18 protein-coding genes are annotated in these 14898 nt (G+C 56.9%); 12 read left to right on the forward strand and 6 right to left on the reverse strand.

Going from position 1 to position 14898, the window contains the following annotated elements:
- The first annotated feature begins 298 nt into the window (after positions 1-298).
- Together AC3B8H_RS11565 and AC3B8H_RS11570 are read left to right on the forward strand one after the other, a co-directional pair.
- Positions 299-472 (forward strand): toll/interleukin-1 receptor domain-containing protein, encoded by a 174-nt coding sequence (locus AC3B8H_RS11565; protein WP_488441745.1) that lies wholly within the window; start codon positions 299-301, stop codon positions 470-472.
- Positions 473-499: 27 nt separating this feature from the next.
- Positions 500-1447: a formylglycine-generating enzyme family protein gene (locus AC3B8H_RS11570; protein WP_488441728.1), complete on the forward strand. Its 948-nt coding sequence runs from the start codon at positions 500-502 to the stop codon at positions 1445-1447.
- A 73-nt stretch (positions 1448-1520) separates the two neighbouring features.
- Here AC3B8H_RS11570 and AC3B8H_RS11575 read toward each other — a convergent pair whose 3' ends face one another.
- On the reverse strand, positions 1521-2009 hold the full coding sequence (locus AC3B8H_RS11575) for a hypothetical protein (protein WP_488441729.1): 489 nt from the start codon (positions 2007-2009) through the stop codon (positions 1521-1523).
- A gap of 135 nt (positions 2010-2144) precedes the next feature.
- Here AC3B8H_RS11575 and AC3B8H_RS11580 point away from each other — a divergent pair, with 135 nt between their 5' ends.
- The 10 genes from AC3B8H_RS11580 (at position 2145) to AC3B8H_RS11625 (ending at position 8994) form a co-directional block, all read left to right on the forward strand.
- The gene (locus tag AC3B8H_RS11580) at positions 2145-2642 is read left to right on the forward strand and encodes a regulatory protein RecX (RefSeq protein ID WP_488441730.1); all 498 of its coding nucleotides are present in this window, start codon (positions 2145-2147) and stop codon (positions 2640-2642) included.
- A gap of 58 nt (positions 2643-2700) precedes the next feature.
- Entirely contained in the window at positions 2701-2904 is a 204-nt protein-coding gene (locus AC3B8H_RS11585) for an addiction module protein (protein WP_488441731.1), read from the forward strand.
- Positions 2901-3215 carry a type II toxin-antitoxin system RelE/ParE family toxin gene (locus tag AC3B8H_RS11590; RefSeq protein ID WP_488441732.1) on the forward strand — a complete coding sequence of 105 codons (315 nt, stop codon included), beginning with the start codon at positions 2901-2903 and terminating at the stop codon, positions 3213-3215. Before AC3B8H_RS11585 ends, AC3B8H_RS11590 begins: the two co-directional genes overlap by 4 nt.
- A gap of 55 nt (positions 3216-3270) precedes the next feature.
- Positions 3271-5880: an alanine--tRNA ligase gene (gene alaS, locus AC3B8H_RS11595; RefSeq protein ID WP_488441733.1), complete on the forward strand. Its 2610-nt coding sequence runs from the start codon at positions 3271-3273 to the stop codon at positions 5878-5880.
- A 30-nt stretch (positions 5881-5910) separates the two neighbouring features.
- On the forward strand, positions 5911-6120 hold the full coding sequence (locus tag AC3B8H_RS11600; RefSeq protein ID WP_488441734.1) for an AbrB/MazE/SpoVT family DNA-binding domain-containing protein: 210 nt from the start codon (positions 5911-5913) through the stop codon (positions 6118-6120).
- Positions 6117-6290 (forward strand): PIN domain-containing protein, encoded by a 174-nt coding sequence (locus AC3B8H_RS11605; RefSeq protein WP_488441735.1) that lies wholly within the window; start codon positions 6117-6119, stop codon positions 6288-6290. The genes AC3B8H_RS11600 and AC3B8H_RS11605 overlap by 4 nt, the downstream gene beginning before the upstream one ends.
- A gap of 3 nt (positions 6291-6293) precedes the next feature.
- Positions 6294-6578 carry a PIN domain-containing protein gene (locus tag AC3B8H_RS11610; protein ID WP_488441736.1) on the forward strand — a complete coding sequence of 95 codons (285 nt, stop codon included), beginning with the start codon at positions 6294-6296 and terminating at the stop codon, positions 6576-6578.
- Between the two features lie 598 nt (positions 6579-7176).
- The gene (locus tag AC3B8H_RS11615) at positions 7177-7431 is read left to right on the forward strand and encodes a DUF4160 domain-containing protein (protein WP_488441737.1); all 255 of its coding nucleotides are present in this window, start codon (positions 7177-7179) and stop codon (positions 7429-7431) included.
- 4 nt (positions 7432-7435) lie between these two features.
- Positions 7436-7678, forward strand: a complete 243-nt coding sequence (locus tag AC3B8H_RS11620) for a DUF2442 domain-containing protein (protein ID WP_488441738.1) — start codon at positions 7436-7438, stop codon at positions 7676-7678.
- Positions 7679-7773: 95 nt separating this feature from the next.
- Positions 7774-8994 (forward strand): aspartate kinase, encoded by a 1221-nt coding sequence (locus AC3B8H_RS11625; RefSeq protein WP_488441739.1) that lies wholly within the window; start codon positions 7774-7776, stop codon positions 8992-8994.
- Between the two features lie 123 nt (positions 8995-9117).
- On the opposite strand, the gene tgt is transcribed toward AC3B8H_RS11625, so the two are convergent.
- From tgt to AC3B8H_RS11650, 5 genes are all read right to left on the reverse strand, one after another.
- Positions 9118-10227: a tRNA guanosine(34) transglycosylase Tgt gene (gene tgt, locus AC3B8H_RS11630; protein ID WP_488441740.1), complete on the reverse strand. Its 1110-nt coding sequence runs from the start codon at positions 10225-10227 to the stop codon at positions 9118-9120.
- A gap of 117 nt (positions 10228-10344) precedes the next feature.
- Positions 10345-10857 (reverse strand): hypothetical protein, encoded by a 513-nt coding sequence (locus AC3B8H_RS11635; protein ID WP_488441741.1) that lies wholly within the window; start codon positions 10855-10857, stop codon positions 10345-10347.
- Between the two features lie 194 nt (positions 10858-11051).
- Positions 11052-12698: a diguanylate cyclase domain-containing protein gene (locus AC3B8H_RS11640; RefSeq protein WP_488441742.1), complete on the reverse strand. Its 1647-nt coding sequence runs from the start codon at positions 12696-12698 to the stop codon at positions 11052-11054.
- A 38-nt stretch (positions 12699-12736) separates the two neighbouring features.
- The gene (locus tag AC3B8H_RS11645; RefSeq protein ID WP_488441743.1) at positions 12737-13993 is read right to left on the reverse strand and encodes a hypothetical protein; all 1257 of its coding nucleotides are present in this window, start codon (positions 13991-13993) and stop codon (positions 12737-12739) included.
- A 14-nt stretch (positions 13994-14007) separates the two neighbouring features.
- Positions 14008-14445 (reverse strand): type 2 periplasmic-binding domain-containing protein, encoded by a 438-nt coding sequence (locus AC3B8H_RS11650; RefSeq protein WP_488441744.1) that lies wholly within the window; start codon positions 14443-14445, stop codon positions 14008-14010.
- Positions 14446-14898 lie beyond the last annotated feature (453 nt).

Raw genomic sequence — 14898 nt, forward strand, 5'->3', positions numbered from 1 at the left:
CACCCCAAGCCTCACCGAAAACATGCCTACAAATCTACTTGTTAGGCTTAAGTTGAGGGGATTGGCTGGTTCCCCGGTTAGAGCGCCGTTCCCTGAGCGGAGTCGAAGGGAACAGGCCACTCCCACCACAGCACCAATCCGGCAAGCCAGGCGGTTTTCCACCCCGCAAGCAACGCATCGCCGGTGTTGCGGTAGCGCCGGTTTTTCGAGATAGTAATCGGCCGGAACCGCGCTGGCCGAACAACCCAGCCGCTTTTGCCAACGACACAACGATAGGGAACGAGGACCCAGTGCCTGTATCTTTTTAAGCTATGTGCGCGAAGACACGGACCAAGCGCAACGCCTGGCGCAAGCCTTGGAGCGCCAAGGCTGGTGCGTGTTTTGGGACCGTTCGTCGATTCATATCGGTGAAGATTTGGACGAGGTGATCGAAAACGCCATTGCGCAATGCCGTTGCATGATCGTTGGTTGATCCCGGCTTTCCAAGAAGTCCGACTGGGTGCGCGGCGAAGCCACCATCGGCCGGGAGCGCCGCATATTGTTGCCTCTGAAGTTCGAAACCGTCGAGCCGCCGATCGCCTTTCGCAGCTTGCATACCGAGGATTTCTCCAACTGGCGTGGCGAAGAGGCTAATAGTGAGTTCCTAACCTTGTGTAAATCGGTCAAGCGTTTGCTTGGCGAACCAGCGCAATTCTCGGCACCGACATCCACCGCCAAAGCCTTTGAAAACAGCCTAGCGCTAATCGATGCCAACAGGCTGTCGTTCGAACCGGAAATGATCGAAATCCCCGCCGGCTCGTTTGCTATGGGCGGTAATCAAGACGACGAAACACAACCGGTCCACACCGTCACCTTCGCCAAACCCTTCAAGCTGGGCAAATACCCGGTGACGTTTGCCGAATACGACCTGTTTGCCGAACAAACCTGGCGTAGCAAACCCGAAGACGAAGGCTGGGGGCGCGGACGCCGGCCGGTGATCAACGTCGGTTGGCAAGACGCCAGCGATTACGCCGTCTGGCTGCGGGAAACGACTGGCAAACTTTACCGGCTGCCGAGCGAAGCCGAATGGGAATATGCCTGCCGCGCGGGTAATCGAGGCGAATTTTTTTGGGGCGACGATGCCGGCTTGGCTGAAAAGTATGCGTGGTTCATCGAAAATGCCAGCGGCAAAACTCAAGAGGTTGGGCTAAAGCCAGTCAATGTGTATGGTCTGCACGATATGACCGGCAATGTCTGGGAATGGCTGCAAGACGGTTGGCACGAAGACTACCAAGGCGCACCGGACGATGGCTCGGCCTGGCTCGCGGGCGACAATGACCGTCGCGTGCTGCGCGGCGGTTCCTGGCTCAACGGTGCCGTCGGGCTGCGTTCGGCGAACCGCGGCGGGGGAGACGCCGACAACCGCGGCGGGCGCGTTGGCTTCCGTCTTGCCGAGGACTTACCCTAGGTCCTTTGCACTTTTAACCTTTGCGGTTTGGTTTTTTTCCTTTTCGAGCGGCCGTTAGGCCGCTCGCGATTTTTTAGCAGTCGGCCGGCTCGTCGAAGGCCGCCGCAGTCAGGTCTTCCACTTGGGCAATCGCAGCCAGCGCTTTAGCGTAAATCAGCAAATCCAGTTGCAGCACTTTTAGTTCCGCGCGGAACGCCCGGCAGCGTTCCGGCTGGTCGAAGGCGCCGGCCAGCGCCAGTTTGTGCCATTTGGCGGTAAACGGCCGGACGATCTGGTTCAGCACCACGATCGCCACCTTGCTGAATTGCTCGCAGTCGCGGCCCTGGCGGCGCAGAATCTCGCGGGTGATGCCGAACAGGCTGTGCACGCTGTTCAGCGCGGCTTGCTCGTCGCCGTCGCGATCCGGCAAGGGCTGGGTGACGATGCGGGTCAGCATTTCCACGTACAATTCCCAGGCGGCGTCCTGGTCGGCGGTTTGCGCCTGCCATTCCGATTCGAAAAAGCCTGCCGTCAGCTTGATGTTGGTCAAGCCCCAATGTCGGAACCAATCTTTCAACTTCATCAGCCGCCTCCCGCAGTTTGCTAGCGCGATTATAGCCGCTGTCCGCTCGCCGCGCCCGCGCGCATCGGGCCGGTCTGCCGGTTTAAGGGGGCGGCTATCTGTGTGATAATGACCACATTTTGCGGCCCGCGCCGAATGACGGACGAATCGATAGCCAACCCGCTGGAACGCCGCCAACGCATCGAAGCCATTTGCGTGCGCTTGCTGGCGCGCCGCGAACACAGCCGCCGCGAGTTGTTGGACAAACTGGCGCTGCGCGGCTTCGAGCGCGACGAGGTGGCGGCGGTGATCGACGATTTGAGCCGGCAAAACTGGCAAAACGACGCGCGCTACGCCGAAAGCTACATCCGCGACCGCATCGCCAAGGGCTACGGGCCGCTACGAATCGCTTACGAATTGCAGCAGCGCGGCATCGCCGGCGCCGATTTGGATGCGCAAGCCGAGGAGCAGGGCGGCTGGCTGAATCTGGCCTTGGACGTTTACGCGGGTAAGTATGACGAGGAAGCCTCGCTGCCGCCGAACGAATGGGCCAGGCGCAGCCGGTTTTTGCAGCAGCGCGGCTTTAGCGGCGAGACGATTAAGCTGGTGTTTGCGGCGTTGAAAATTCGGTTGAAACAGTATTCAGAACAGTGAATATCGCCGTTGGCAAATTCCTGCCCCGGTATAAATTGGCGTATTTTGAGGTCTTGCAATGACGATCAGTGAAATAAAAACCTTACCGGTCAGCGAACGCATGAATTTGATGGAAGAAATTTGGGATAGTCTTTGCCACGAAGCCGAATTGCCCGAATCACCGGCGTGGCACCGGGAAATTTTGGATGAGCGTGTGCAGCGCCTTAGCTCTGGGCAGGCTAAGTTTTTGACGTTGCGGGAATTGAAAGACCGGAACCGATGAAAATCAGGCAGTTGCTGGTTTTAGACGAGGCCGAAATGGATTTGCAATGCGGCAGAAGGTTTTACGATGCAAATCAGATAGGGGTTGGCGATTATTTCTTCGATAGTTTGCTGGCGGATATCGAATCATTGAATTTATATGCTGGGATTCATGGTAAACAATTCAGTGTTTATAGAATGTTGGCTAAACGCTTTCCGTACGCGATTTATTACGACTTAAGCGATGAATTTATTATGGTGTTAGCGATTTTGGATTTAAGGCGTAGTCCTTCCTGGATTCGTCGCCGATTATCTCAAAACCCGGAAAACTAGGATTGCCTTTTTCGTTTTTATACCAAACCAAAATTATTTAATTGACCTAACCACAATGAAAAACATGACCAGCGCCGAAATCCGCGCCGCCTTTTTGGAATTCTTCCGCCAGCGCGGCCATGCCGTGCGTCCGTCCAGCAGCTTGGTACCGGGCAACGATCCAACTTTGCTGTTCACCAACGCCGGCATGGTGCAGTTCAAGGACGTATTCCTCGGCAGGGAAAAAGTCGATTTCAACCGCGCCGCGACCAGCCAGCGCTGCGTGCGGGCCGGCGGCAAGCATAACGATTTGGAGAACGTCGGTTACACCGCCCGCCATCATACTTTCTTTGAAATGCTGGGCAACTTCAGCTTCGGCGACTATTTCAAGCGCGATGCGATCAATTTTGCCTGGGACTTTTTGACCCAGGAAATGGGCATTCCGCCGGCTAAGTTGTGGGTGACGGTGTTCGACGAGGACTCGGAAGCCGAAGCGATCTGGCTGGAAGAAGTCAAAATCGACCCGACCCGCTTCTCGCGGATCGGCGCCAAGGACAATTTCTGGGCTATGGGCGATGTCGGCCCGTGTGGCCCTTGCACCGAGATTTTCTACGACCACGGCGAACACGTGGCCGGCGGCCCTCCCGGCAGTCCGGACGAAGACGGCGACCGTTACATCGAAATCTGGAACCTGGTGTTCATGCAATACGAGCGCGACAAGGACGGCAACCTGACGCCGCTGCCGGCGCCGTCGGTCGATACCGGCATGGGTCTGGAGCGCATCGCCGCCGTGATGCAGGGCGTGCACAGCAATTACGAAATCGATATTTTCCAAAATCTGGTCAAAACCGCCGCCGCGTTGGCCGGTACCAGCGATTTGAGCAACAGCTCGTTGCGCGTCATCGCCGACCATATCCGCTCCTGCGCGTTTTTGGTGGCCGACGGCGTATTGCCGTCCAACGAAGGCCGCGGCTACGTGTTGCGCCGCATCGTGCGCCGCGCGATCCGCCACGGCTACCGCTTGGGCATACAGGATACTTTCTTCTACAAACTGGTCGCTCCGCTGGCCGCCGAAATGGGCGCAGCCTATCCGGAATTGGTCAAGGCTCAAGAGCAGGTCGAGCGCGTTTTGAAGAAAGAAGAAGAGCGCTTCGCCGAAACCCTGGGCCAGGGCATGAAGATCCTGGAGAACTGCGTCGCCAAGCTGGACGGCCACGTCATTCCCGGCGACGTGGTATTCCTGCTGTACGACACCTACGGTTTCCCGGTGGATTTGACCGCCGACTTTGCCCGCGAACATAACCTGAGTGTGGATCACGCCGGCTTCGAAATCGAAATGAGTGCCCAGCGTGACCGGGCTCGGGCCGGCGGCCAGTTCGCTGCGGACTACGATCAGGACATACGCCACGACAGCGTCACCGAATTTACCGGTTACTCGCATCTGGACGGTTCGGTGCAAGTCATCGGCTTGTTCAAAAAAGGTCAAGCGGTGGAAAGCCTGGAAGTCGGCGACGAAGGCGTGGTGATTCTGGACCAAACCCCGTTCTATGCCGAGTCCGGCGGTCAGGTCGGCGACAGCGGTTTGATCGAATGCACCGGTGGCATTTTCGAAGTCAGCGACACCCAAAAGCAGGGCGGCCAGTTGTTTTTGCACAAGGGCAAAGTCGTCAAAGGCGTGATTGCCGAAGGCATGGCTTGCGAAGTCAGTGTCAATGCCGAGATCCGCAAGGCGACCGAGCGTAACCACTCGGCGACGCACTTGCTGCACGCGGCTTTGCGCGCCGTGTTGGGCGAACACGTGCAGCAAAAGGGCTCGCAGGTCAACTCCGAGCGCTTGCGCTTCGACTTCTCGCACTTCGAGCCAATGAGCGCCGAGCAAATCGTCGCCGTCGAGCGTCTGGTCAACGAGCAAATCCGGGCCAATAACGCCGTCTGCGCTCAGATCATGGCTAAAGACGAAGCGGTCAAGGCTGGCGCGATGGCCTTGTTCGGCGAAAAATACGGCGACGAAGTGCGGGTATTGACGATGGGCGATTTTTCGACCGAGCTGTGCGGCGGCACCCACGTGCAGCGCACCGGCGATATCGGCTTGCTGAAAATCGTCACTGAAACCGGCGTTGCCGCCGGCGTGCGCCGCGTCGAAGCGGTGACCGGCCAAGGCGCGCTGGAATGGATTGCCCACCGCGAACAGGCCTTGCTCAGCATTGCCGGCCTGCTAAAAGCGGCGCCGGACAAGACCGCCGACAAGGTCCAGCAATTGCTGGAGAAAACCCGCCATCTGGAAAAGGAACTGGAAAAACTCAAAGGCAAACTGGCCAGCTCGGCCGGGGACGAGATGACCAGCCAAGCGGTGGAAGTTAACGGTGTCAAGGTTTTGGCCGTCAAGCTTGACGACGTCGATCCCAAAGCCTTGCGCGACTTGGCCGACCAACTCAAAAATAAGCTGGGTAGCGCCGCGTTGGTGCTGGCGACGGTCAGCGGTGACAAGGTCAGCCTGATCGCCAGCGTCTCGAAAGATGCGATGGACAAGGTCAAGGCCGGCGATTTGGTCAACTTCGTCGCCACCCAAGTCGGCGGCAAGGGCGGCGGCCGGCCGGACATGGCCCAAGCCGGCGGCAACGATCCGGCCGGACTGCCGGCGGCGTTGGCGGCGGTGCCGGAGTGGGTGAGGGAGCGGTTTAGTTAAGTATTTTTGTAAGTTGGGTTGGAGGTCGGTATGTTGGAAGTTACTTTGTCGGAACAGCATCAAGTCGCAATACCTGAAGAAGTTTTGGAATCCTTGAATTTTAAGGTTGGGCAACAGTTTGATGTAGTGGTGAAAGGCAATTTGATTTCTTTGGTGCCTAAACCATCGATAGCATCATTTCGTGGCATCTTGAAAGGCGCTAATACCGAAGATATTCGAGATCGCAACGACAGAGCATGAAATTTGTCGTCGATACTTGTGGCTGGATAGAGTGGTTAACTGACGGCATACTGGCTGATCGATTTACTCCTTATTTGACCGATAACGGAAATTTGATCGTGCCAACGTCTATTCAGTATGAATTACATAAATGGATTTGCCGCGAGAAAAATGAGGTCGTTGCGCTGTAAGTTGTGGCCCTCACTCAGCAAGCCGAGGTGGTTGCACTAACCGAATCATTGGCATTGCTTGCTTCCGAAATGTCTCGGCCATATAAACTGAGTTTTGCCGATGCGATAATTTTTGCGACAGCTAGGCAGCAGAAAGCGGAATTGGTGACAGCCGACGATCATTTTGAGAATTTTTCAGGGGTAGTATATTTTTTCCAAAAAATAATGGGATGGTTGGTTTGGGTATGGATTGATCGAGTTCGTTGGTCAGGAATAAGTCGTTTGGTATTTCTGTCGTGTTTGATTTAGGTGTCGCTATCGCGACGGATTAATTTAACGTCTGGTTCTGCCGGACAGCCGAGATACTTTCGCTACGAAAACCATCCCTGGTTTTCGCCCTTCGGGCCAGCATATCGGCTGTTCAAATTCGTTCCAGACGAATTTTTGCTTCGCCAAAAGAAAGTATCCAAGGACAAATCTACCGGGAACAGATTTGGACGCCAACGGCGCACGGAGTGCGAGTGCCTGGATGGCACGAGTCAGCAGGCGACTCAGATGTCGCTTAGCGTACACGGCACATCCGTGTACCTCGCCCCTATCGGCCTATTCTGTCCAACGCCTCCAGTGCTCGGCGCTGCATACTGGGACTAAGCCGACGCTGGGATGCGGATTGTTCGCGATCGATGTGCCTCACTTTGTTCAGCACCTACGAGCTGAAAGAAACTTGGTGGCGGGAGAATCAGAAAGGTTTTTGGCAAAAATTAAATGAAAACGGTGATTGTCGATACCAATATCGTTTTTTCGGCATTGCTGAATAAAAATTCCAAAATAGCCGCATTATTGTTGCGCCTGCCGTTAGGTTAGGTCAGCATATTAAAACGATAAGGGGCAAACAAAGAACAACTCAATGCCGGAAATCAGCCGATTTTACGGAATTATCATCCGCATGTTCTTGATTGACCGAGAACATCCGCCGCGCCATATTCATATCAAATATGGCGAGTACCAAGCGGTGATGGAATTGGAGAATTTCAATATTATCGACGGTGGCATTCCTAGGAAATGTCGGCAGTTGGTTAGAGAATGGGCGGAATTGCATCAGGATGAGCTGATAGAAATGTGGGATACCCAGAATTTTCATAGTATTGCGCCATTGGAGTAACAAAATGAAACTAAAGCAGATTGAACAGATTGACGGCTACCGTTTTACCTTGACCTTCGAAAGCGGCGAAATCATACAGGCCGACTTGAAAGCGTTGATTGGTTCATTTGTAAATGAAGATGCCTTGCACACAGCCCGAATCGATCCGGACTGGGGATGTTTGGAGTTTAATCAGGGCGCGGCTGATATTGAACCTAAAACCTTGTATCGATATGCTTGCGAAGCGAACCATCAACAGGCAGCATAATTTAGTGGTAAGTCCGCCGAAGTGCTTCGGCATTAATTTAACCGTCGCGATGCGACATATTAAAAAAGCCTAAAAGCCAAAAGGTCAATAAAAACATGGCATTGTACGTTTATAAATTTGGCGGCACGTCCGTTGGTACTGTAGAACGTATCAAGGCGGTCGCCGAGAAAGTGAAAACCGCCCACGACAAGGGCGATCAGATCGTCGTCGTGGTATCGGCGATGAGCGGCGAAACCAATCGCTTGGTGGCGCTGGCCAAGGAGATTCAACCGCAACCGACCGACCGCGAGTTGGACGTGTTGTTGTCCACCGGCGAGCAAGTGACGATCGCGTTATTGGCGATGGCCTTGCACCACCTGGGCGTCGAGGCCAAGTCTTATACCGGTCCGCAGGTGAGGATTCTGACCGACAGCGCCTTTACCAAGGCCCGGATTCGGGAAATCGACGAAGCCAATATCCGTGCCGATCTGGAAGCCGGCCGGGTCGTCGTTGTCGCCGGGTTTCAGGGAGTGGATGAGGACGGCAACATCACCACGCTGGGCCGCGGCGGCTCCGATACCACCGGCGTGGCGCTGGCCGCGGCATTGCAGGCCGACGAATGCCACATCTATACCGACGTCGACGGCGTGTACACCACCGATCCGCGGGTGGTGCCGAAAGCCCGCCGCCTGGATCGGATCACCTTCGAGGAAATGCTGGAAATGGCTAGCTTGGGCTCGAAAGTGTTGCAAATCCGCTCGGTCGAATTCGCCGGTAAATACAACGTCAAATTGCGGGTGTTGTCTTCGTTCATGGAAGGCAACGGCACGCTCATCACCTATGAGGAATCAGAAATGGAAAAAGCGTTAATCTCAGGCATTGCCTTCAATCGCGACGAGGCAAAACTGACGTTGACCGGCGTAGCCGACTTGCCGGGCGTGGCGTCGAAAATCCTGGGACCGATCGCCGCCGAAAACATTGAAGTGGACATGATCGTGCAAAACATCTCGGCGCACGGCACCACCGACTTTACCTTTACCGTCAACCGCAACGATTTCGCCCGCGCCAAAAATGTGTTGGAAGGCTTGCGCGGCGAGTTGGGTGGCGGCACCACCTTGATCGGCGACAACACCATCGTCAAAGTGTCCATCGTCGGCGTCGGCATGCGTTCGCACGCCGGCATTGCCAGCACCATGTTCAAGGTGCTGGCCGACGAAGGCATTAACATTCAGATGATTTCGACTTCGGAGATCAAGATTTCGGTGGTGGTTGACGAGAAATATCTGGAATTGGCGGTGCGGGCGTTGCACACCGCGTTCGGTCTGGATCAAGCCTAACACGGGGTTCGTCCGGGCCGTTTTGGCCCGGATTCCGCCAATCGAGTCGGAGCAGTTTTGGTTGCGATTATATCCCTTTGATCGCGGCTGAAGCCGCTCCGACAACGATTTATCGTTTCCCGGTCAATGCGGCAACGTCACGCCGCGCAATTCGTAAAACTCCCTGACGAACTCGTCGAAGCGGCCCGCTTCGATGGCGTCGCGGATGCCTTGCATCAATTCCAGATAGTAATGCAGATTGTGGATCGTGTTCAGCCGCGAACCCAGCATTTCCTTGCATTTGTCCAAATGCTTGAGATAGGAGCGAGAGTAGTTGCGGCAGGTATAACAGCTGCAATCCTCGTCCAGCGGCCGGGTATCGAATTGATATTGCTGATTGCGGATCTTGATGACGCCGTAACGGGTGAACAAGTGGCCGTTGCGGGCATTGCGGGTCGGCATCACGCAATCGAACATGTCCACGCCGCGCCGCACCGCTTCCACCAAATCCTCCGGCGTGCCGACGCCCATCAAGTAGCGCGGCGTGTGTTGCGGCATGTCCGGCATGATCGCGTCCAAGGTGGCCAGCATTTCGTGCTTGGGTTCGCCGACCGACAGGCCGCCGATTGCGTAACCGTCGAAGCCGATTTGAGTCAGCCCGTTGATCGACTCGCGACGTAGCTCCGGATACATGCCGCCTTGCACGATGCCAAACAAGGCCGAGTCGTTGCCCTCGTGGGCGCGCTTGCTGCGTTCCGCCCAGCGTAACGATAAGCGCATCGAATCGGCGGCTTGCTGGTAGGTGGCCGGGTAGGGCGTGCATTCGTCGAAGATCATCACGATGTCCGATCCCAGATCGCGCTGGACCTGCATCGACTCCTCCGGCCCCATGAAAATCTTGCTGCCGTTGACCGGCGACTTGAAGGTGACGCCCTGTTCGCTGATCTTGCGCAACGCGCCCAAGCTGAACACCTGAAAGCCGCCGGAGTCGGTCAGAATCGGCTTTTGCCAGCGCATGAAGTCGTGTAGATCGCCGTGCGCCTTCATCACGTCCATGCCCGGTCTGAGCATTAAATGAAAGGTGTTGCCGAGGATGATTTGCGCGCCGAGTGCGTCCAAGTCTTCCGGCGTCAACGATTTCACCGTGCCGTAAGTGCCGACCGGCATGAAGATCGGCGTTTCGACCACGCCGCGCGCGAAGGTGAGTTGGCCGCGGCGGGCTTGGCCATCGCGGGTTTTCAGTTGGAATTTCATCGGCTGCTTGCAAACATGAAAGGCCGGGATTATCGGGCCTGTGGTGGGGTTATGCCAATCGGCGGCGAGCGTGGGATTAGAAGTCCAAGCTTCGGTTGGGAAGCTTGCCGTACCCGGTTAAATATCCATCAACAGCATCGGGATGCCGTAGGTCATTACAAAATAGCTAAAGGCGTAGGCAATGCTGACACCGGTCGGATAGGCGAAAAAGCGCCGAAAAATGTAGCTGACGATGGCGATATACCAGACCACCAAGAACACCGCCAGACCGATACCGACTTGTTCGCGGTGGGCGTAATGCTTCATCACCAGCCAAAAATCCAAGCCCTCGGCCATGACCGCCAGGGTCATGATGAAGTTCTCGCAGACGAAAATCGAGGTGTACAACTGGCTGAAGCGCGGCCACTGCTTTTCTTTTAACAGCAGTAGCGCGACGGTGCTAAAGGCCATGATGGTACGGCCGGTGACTTCCAGCGTGCCGTCGGCCGGGTCCGCGATCAAGCCTTCGACAATGCAGCCGGAGATGAAATAAAACACCACGTTCTTCCACATGAACGATTTCGGCGGGGTTAGTTCGGTGGGGTCGTTCAGAAACCAGCAGGACGAGAGGTATTTCAGCAATAAAGTCATGGGCGTCAGTCGCGTGGCGAAATTCGGCTGGGGCGGGTCTAAAAAGCCGGACATTATAGCGGCTACCGCCGCTAAACACGAAACCGGCTCGCCGATCCGGCCGGCGGTGGTTTCGGGTGTATCCGCCGGCCTGGCAAGCAGGGAACGGGCGGGTTCGGCCGAGGGGGGCCGAGCAACGCCGCCGGGGCTAGGGTTTAGCCGCGCTCGGGTGCCGGGTTGGCGCTGTCCTCTCGGGCGATCAGAACCGGCGACAATCCGGAGTCGTTGTACAAGCAGTAACCGTTGCGGCCCAGGCGTTTGACTTCGTACAGCGCGATGTCGGCTTTGTGCAGCAGGCCGACCAAATCGGAGCCATCCTTGGGGTACTCGACGACGCCGATACTGGCGCCCACGTAATCGCGATTAGCCGCTTCGATTTCGATATCGGCGCTGATGCTTTCGATCAAGCGCAGCAGAAATTGGTGCAAGCCCAGTTCGCTACGCGATCGGCGCAAGCAAATCAAAAACTCGTCGCCGCCCAGGCGGGTCAGCAGATCCGCGCCGCGCACCAAATTCTTCATCCGCTTGGCGACCTCGATTAACACCCGATCGCCGGCCAAGTGCCCCCAGCGGTCGTTGATTTGCTTGAAGCGGTCCAGATCCAGCAACAGCAAGCATATCGTGTCGTTTTCCCTGGATGCGTAATTCAGGTTTATCCGGGCCTCCAGACCGCGGCGGTTCAGCAACTGCGTCAAGGTGTCGTGGTGCGATTGAAAGACCGCTTCGTCTTCCTGCTGCTTGCGTTTGCTGATGTCGATGAACAGGCATTCGGCGACGAGTTTGTGTTCAGGATGCGGATAACAAGACACCAGCAAATGCATCCACTCGCGCACGTCGTCGTTCTGGCGTTGCAGGCGCAAATCCGTGGCTTGCGGGATTTGGGTCGACGCGGCTTGCGCCAGCAAGGCCCGGAATTCGTCGGGTTCGGAAAACAGCCGGGCCTCCCAATTGGGCAACAGCGAGAACACGCTGTCAACGGCATGCGGCCAATCCTCAAACAGCAGACTGACCGCCGGATTGGCGATCAGGCATTGGCCATCCGGGTTGAGCAGCAGGATGCCGGTGGAAGCTTGGGTAAAGATCGCTTCGTACTGCTTTTCCAATGCCTCGACGTGTTGCCGCAGCCGGCGCTCTTTCCGCATCGAAGCCGACACGGCGCCGAGCAAGGCGTTGATGTCTTCGGTCAGCCCGGACAGCTCGTCCTGGCGGTCGCCGTTCAGACTCACGCGTTGCTGGTCGCCGGGGGTAATGGCGGCAAGCTGGGCGGACAATTTCAGCAAGGGCGTAGTCACCAGACGGCTAATCGCTACCCAAAACAGCAGGGTGGGAAAGACGACGATTCCGCCCAAGGCCAGCGCCATGTTTCTGGCACTGGCGGCGGCGCGGCGGTGAATCGCCGGCGGATGCAGGGCGACTTGCAACTGGCCCAGCGTCTCGTCGTTATCGAACGGCGATTTCAATGCGCGCGTGATCATCGGTTGGTCCGGGGCGTCCGGCGCCTTCGCCAGCTTGACATCCAGGCCGCTGTCGTTGGCCAAGCGCACCGAGGCCACGAAACTGCCGCGCAGAACCCCGCGCACCACATCGTCGGCGATGCGCGCGTCGCTGGCGTACAGCGCGATCGCGGCCGAATATTCCATCGCATCCACCAATTCGCCGGTTTGTTGTCTGGCGTCCTGTTCGGCGTCTTTAAAGGTCAGGAAATACGCGCCCGCCACAATCGCGGCACTGAGCACCAACATGCCGAGGAACACCCGGATCGATAAACGGATCTTAAGGCTGTGGACGACGTGACGTTTCATGGTGGCGGCTTGAAAAGGGCGGCGAGAGCGCTGGACCGTTAAAAAACGAAGTCCAGCGTCGCCGAAAACAGATTGGAAAATTCAGCGGGGGTTGGCAGTCCGGCGGCCTGCGTATGCCAAAGGCCGATGCCGTTATGATTGCGGACATGCACCAGATCGTACTGTAATTTCAACGCCAGATTGTTGTAAAAGTCCCAACGCCCGCCGACCGATAGGGTTTCCTGATTCGAATAACCTTCGGCAAAGGGTGTCTCGGCCGCGGCTTGCAGGCGGGGATCGGGGAGCGGGCTAGGCACTTGCGGCCGCTGTTCGGAGGGCCACAGACTGCTGTAGCCGATAAACGGCGTGACCGAACCGAACCGATAGCCGACGCTGGCGTAGATCATGTAAAGGTCGGTGATAAAGCCGTTGCCGTGAAACAGATGGCCGAATTCCAGTTGCGCCCGCCACGGATCGCCGTCGTAGCTCAAGCCGGCGGACAGGAAGTGATTCTGAGTTCCGCGCAGGATGTAGCGGCTGCTCAAGTTGTTGGCGTCCGGATAAAACCCGGCCGCGCCCAGTTGATCGATCGCGCGCCGCAATTCGGTCAGACCGGGATGATCGCTATGTAGTTGGGTGCCCACGTACGACATTTGAGCGTGCCAGTCCTGCCAGCGCAAATTCACGTTGCCGCCCCACAGCGGAGAGATGTTGATGTTGTAATCCGGGCGGGCCGGGTAATACGGCGAGGCTTCGCCGGCGAAGGTCTTGATGCTGATACTCAGGTTGTCGATGTCGAAGCTGTAGCTTGCGTCGCCGCCGTTGAAATGAAACAACGGCAAACGACCGTAAAACTCGATCGGCGGCCTGACCCAGGTATAGCTGTAGCCGATGTTGCGTTGGTCGGATACCAGTCCCATGTCCAGGCCGACCCGGCCAATCCGCAACTGCCAATGGCTGTCGGGCCGGTAGCTGATGAAGGCCCACTGCAGGCTTTCCTCGATGCTTTGAGACGGCCTGTCCTTCAAAACCGCCTGTACGGTGGCTGACCAACGCGGATTAATAATGGCGTCGATCTGCAAACCCAGGCGGCTATCGGCCGATAGCGGCAAACTGTTACTGCCGATCCCTTCCTGATCGGCAATGTCGCGCGTCAATTCGGCTTGCGATTGGTCACTGGTCGCCAGGCCCAATGTGCCGAAGCCGCTGATGCGCAATCGGGATTCGTCGCTCAGGTCGATATTCCATTCCGCTCGGCTGCTCGCCGCGAACAGTAGTCCAGCGGTCGCGACTCGGAGTAGCGTGTTGATTTTCATCTCGGGACTCCAGATCATTCAAGATAAAACAGAACCAGTACCGATGGGCTGACTTTGTCGTCTTCCACATAGCCGATGGCGTCGCGGTTTTGCGATACCGTTTCCAGCACGCTGGCGCTGTCCGGCAACATGCGCGGCGGCGTGGCGCGGCCGCTGAACATCAGCCGGGCCCAATAGGCATTGATTTGCGCCAACGGCTTTTCGGTCAACGCTTCGTAAAAACGTTCGCGCAACGGCGAGCCGCCTTGTTGATCCAGCGGTAGCGGAATGCGATTGTTGGGAAGGCTCACCAGCCGGCCCAAATAAATGTCGACGATTTGCTTGCGCGACATGCCGGCGAAGCCGCTGTCGGGGTGAACGATGACCGCAATGCGGGCCTGTCCGGCGGCCATCTGCCACCAGAGTACAAACAACAACAGGCATTTCGCATGGGAGCGCAGTGTCGATAACAATCCTGAAGTCTCCTGGTTTGGCGATGGCTGGAGCGATTCTAGCAAGAATAATAGTCCAGCAGACGGTTGAGGTTGGGGAGCGTCCGGGGATGCTTCGCTTCCAATCTCCTCGCGAACCGCCGGCGTCTTTCCAGGCAAGATTGTCGCTTTCGATCGGTGGGACGCGCCGCTCGACGCGGGGATTCTCGGGCAACCCCTTTTTGCGGATCGCCAGCCCCGCGCTAAAACCTGTTTCATAGGTACTGAGCTGGCGAGGCTATACCCATTCGATCGGCACGCCGGAGTGAAGAAATCCACTTGCTCCCCGTAGAACGGCATCCACGAAACCTTCCCTGAAGGCGCGGCACTAGCGAAAAGTCTTAGCGGTTGACTTGTGACTTTCCGCAAACCTGCTAACTTCTCATCGTGATTGGCGGCGGAGTATGGCATATAGACAGAGTCTTGTTTCCCGCT

The sequence above is a fragment of the Methylomonas sp. BG-2 genome, assembly GCF_057766305.1.

Bases quoted from the DNA above. Each gene is read 5' to 3' on its own strand.
- AC3B8H_RS11600 (WP_488441734.1), top strand. From the start codon at position 5,911: ATGTTGGAAGTTACTTTGTCGGAACAGCATCAAGTCGCAATACCTGAA.
- alaS (WP_488441733.1), top strand. From the start codon at position 3,271: ATGAAAAACATGACCAGCGCCGAAATCCGCGCCGCCTTTTTGGAATTC.
- AC3B8H_RS11580 (WP_488441730.1), top strand. From the start codon at position 2,145: ATGACGGACGAATCGATAGCCAACCCGCTGGAACGCCGCCAACGCATC.
- AC3B8H_RS11625 (WP_488441739.1), top strand. From the start codon at position 7,774: ATGGCATTGTACGTTTATAAATTTGGCGGCACGTCCGTTGGTACTGTA.
- AC3B8H_RS11615 (WP_488441737.1), top strand. From the start codon at position 7,177: ATGCCGGAAATCAGCCGATTTTACGGAATTATCATCCGCATGTTCTTG.
- AC3B8H_RS11635 (WP_488441741.1), bottom strand. From the start codon at position 10,857: ATGACTTTATTGCTGAAATACCTCTCGTCCTGCTGGTTTCTGAACGAC.
- AC3B8H_RS11640 (WP_488441742.1), bottom strand. From the start codon at position 12,698: ATGAAACGTCACGTCGTCCACAGCCTTAAGATCCGTTTATCGATCCGG.
- AC3B8H_RS11645 (WP_488441743.1), bottom strand. From the start codon at position 13,993: ATGAAAATCAACACGCTACTCCGAGTCGCGACCGCTGGACTACTGTTC.
- AC3B8H_RS11575 (WP_488441729.1), bottom strand. From the start codon at position 2,009: ATGAAGTTGAAAGATTGGTTCCGACATTGGGGCTTGACCAACATCAAG.
- tgt (WP_488441740.1), bottom strand. From the start codon at position 10,227: ATGAAATTCCAACTGAAAACCCGCGATGGCCAAGCCCGCCGCGGCCAA.
- AC3B8H_RS11585 (WP_488441731.1), top strand. From the start codon at position 2,701: ATGACGATCAGTGAAATAAAAACCTTACCGGTCAGCGAACGCATGAAT.
- AC3B8H_RS11620 (WP_488441738.1), top strand. From the start codon at position 7,436: ATGAAACTAAAGCAGATTGAACAGATTGACGGCTACCGTTTTACCTTG.
- AC3B8H_RS11605 (WP_488441735.1), top strand. From the start codon at position 6,117: ATGAAATTTGTCGTCGATACTTGTGGCTGGATAGAGTGGTTAACTGAC.
- AC3B8H_RS11590 (WP_488441732.1), top strand. From the start codon at position 2,901: ATGAAAATCAGGCAGTTGCTGGTTTTAGACGAGGCCGAAATGGATTTG.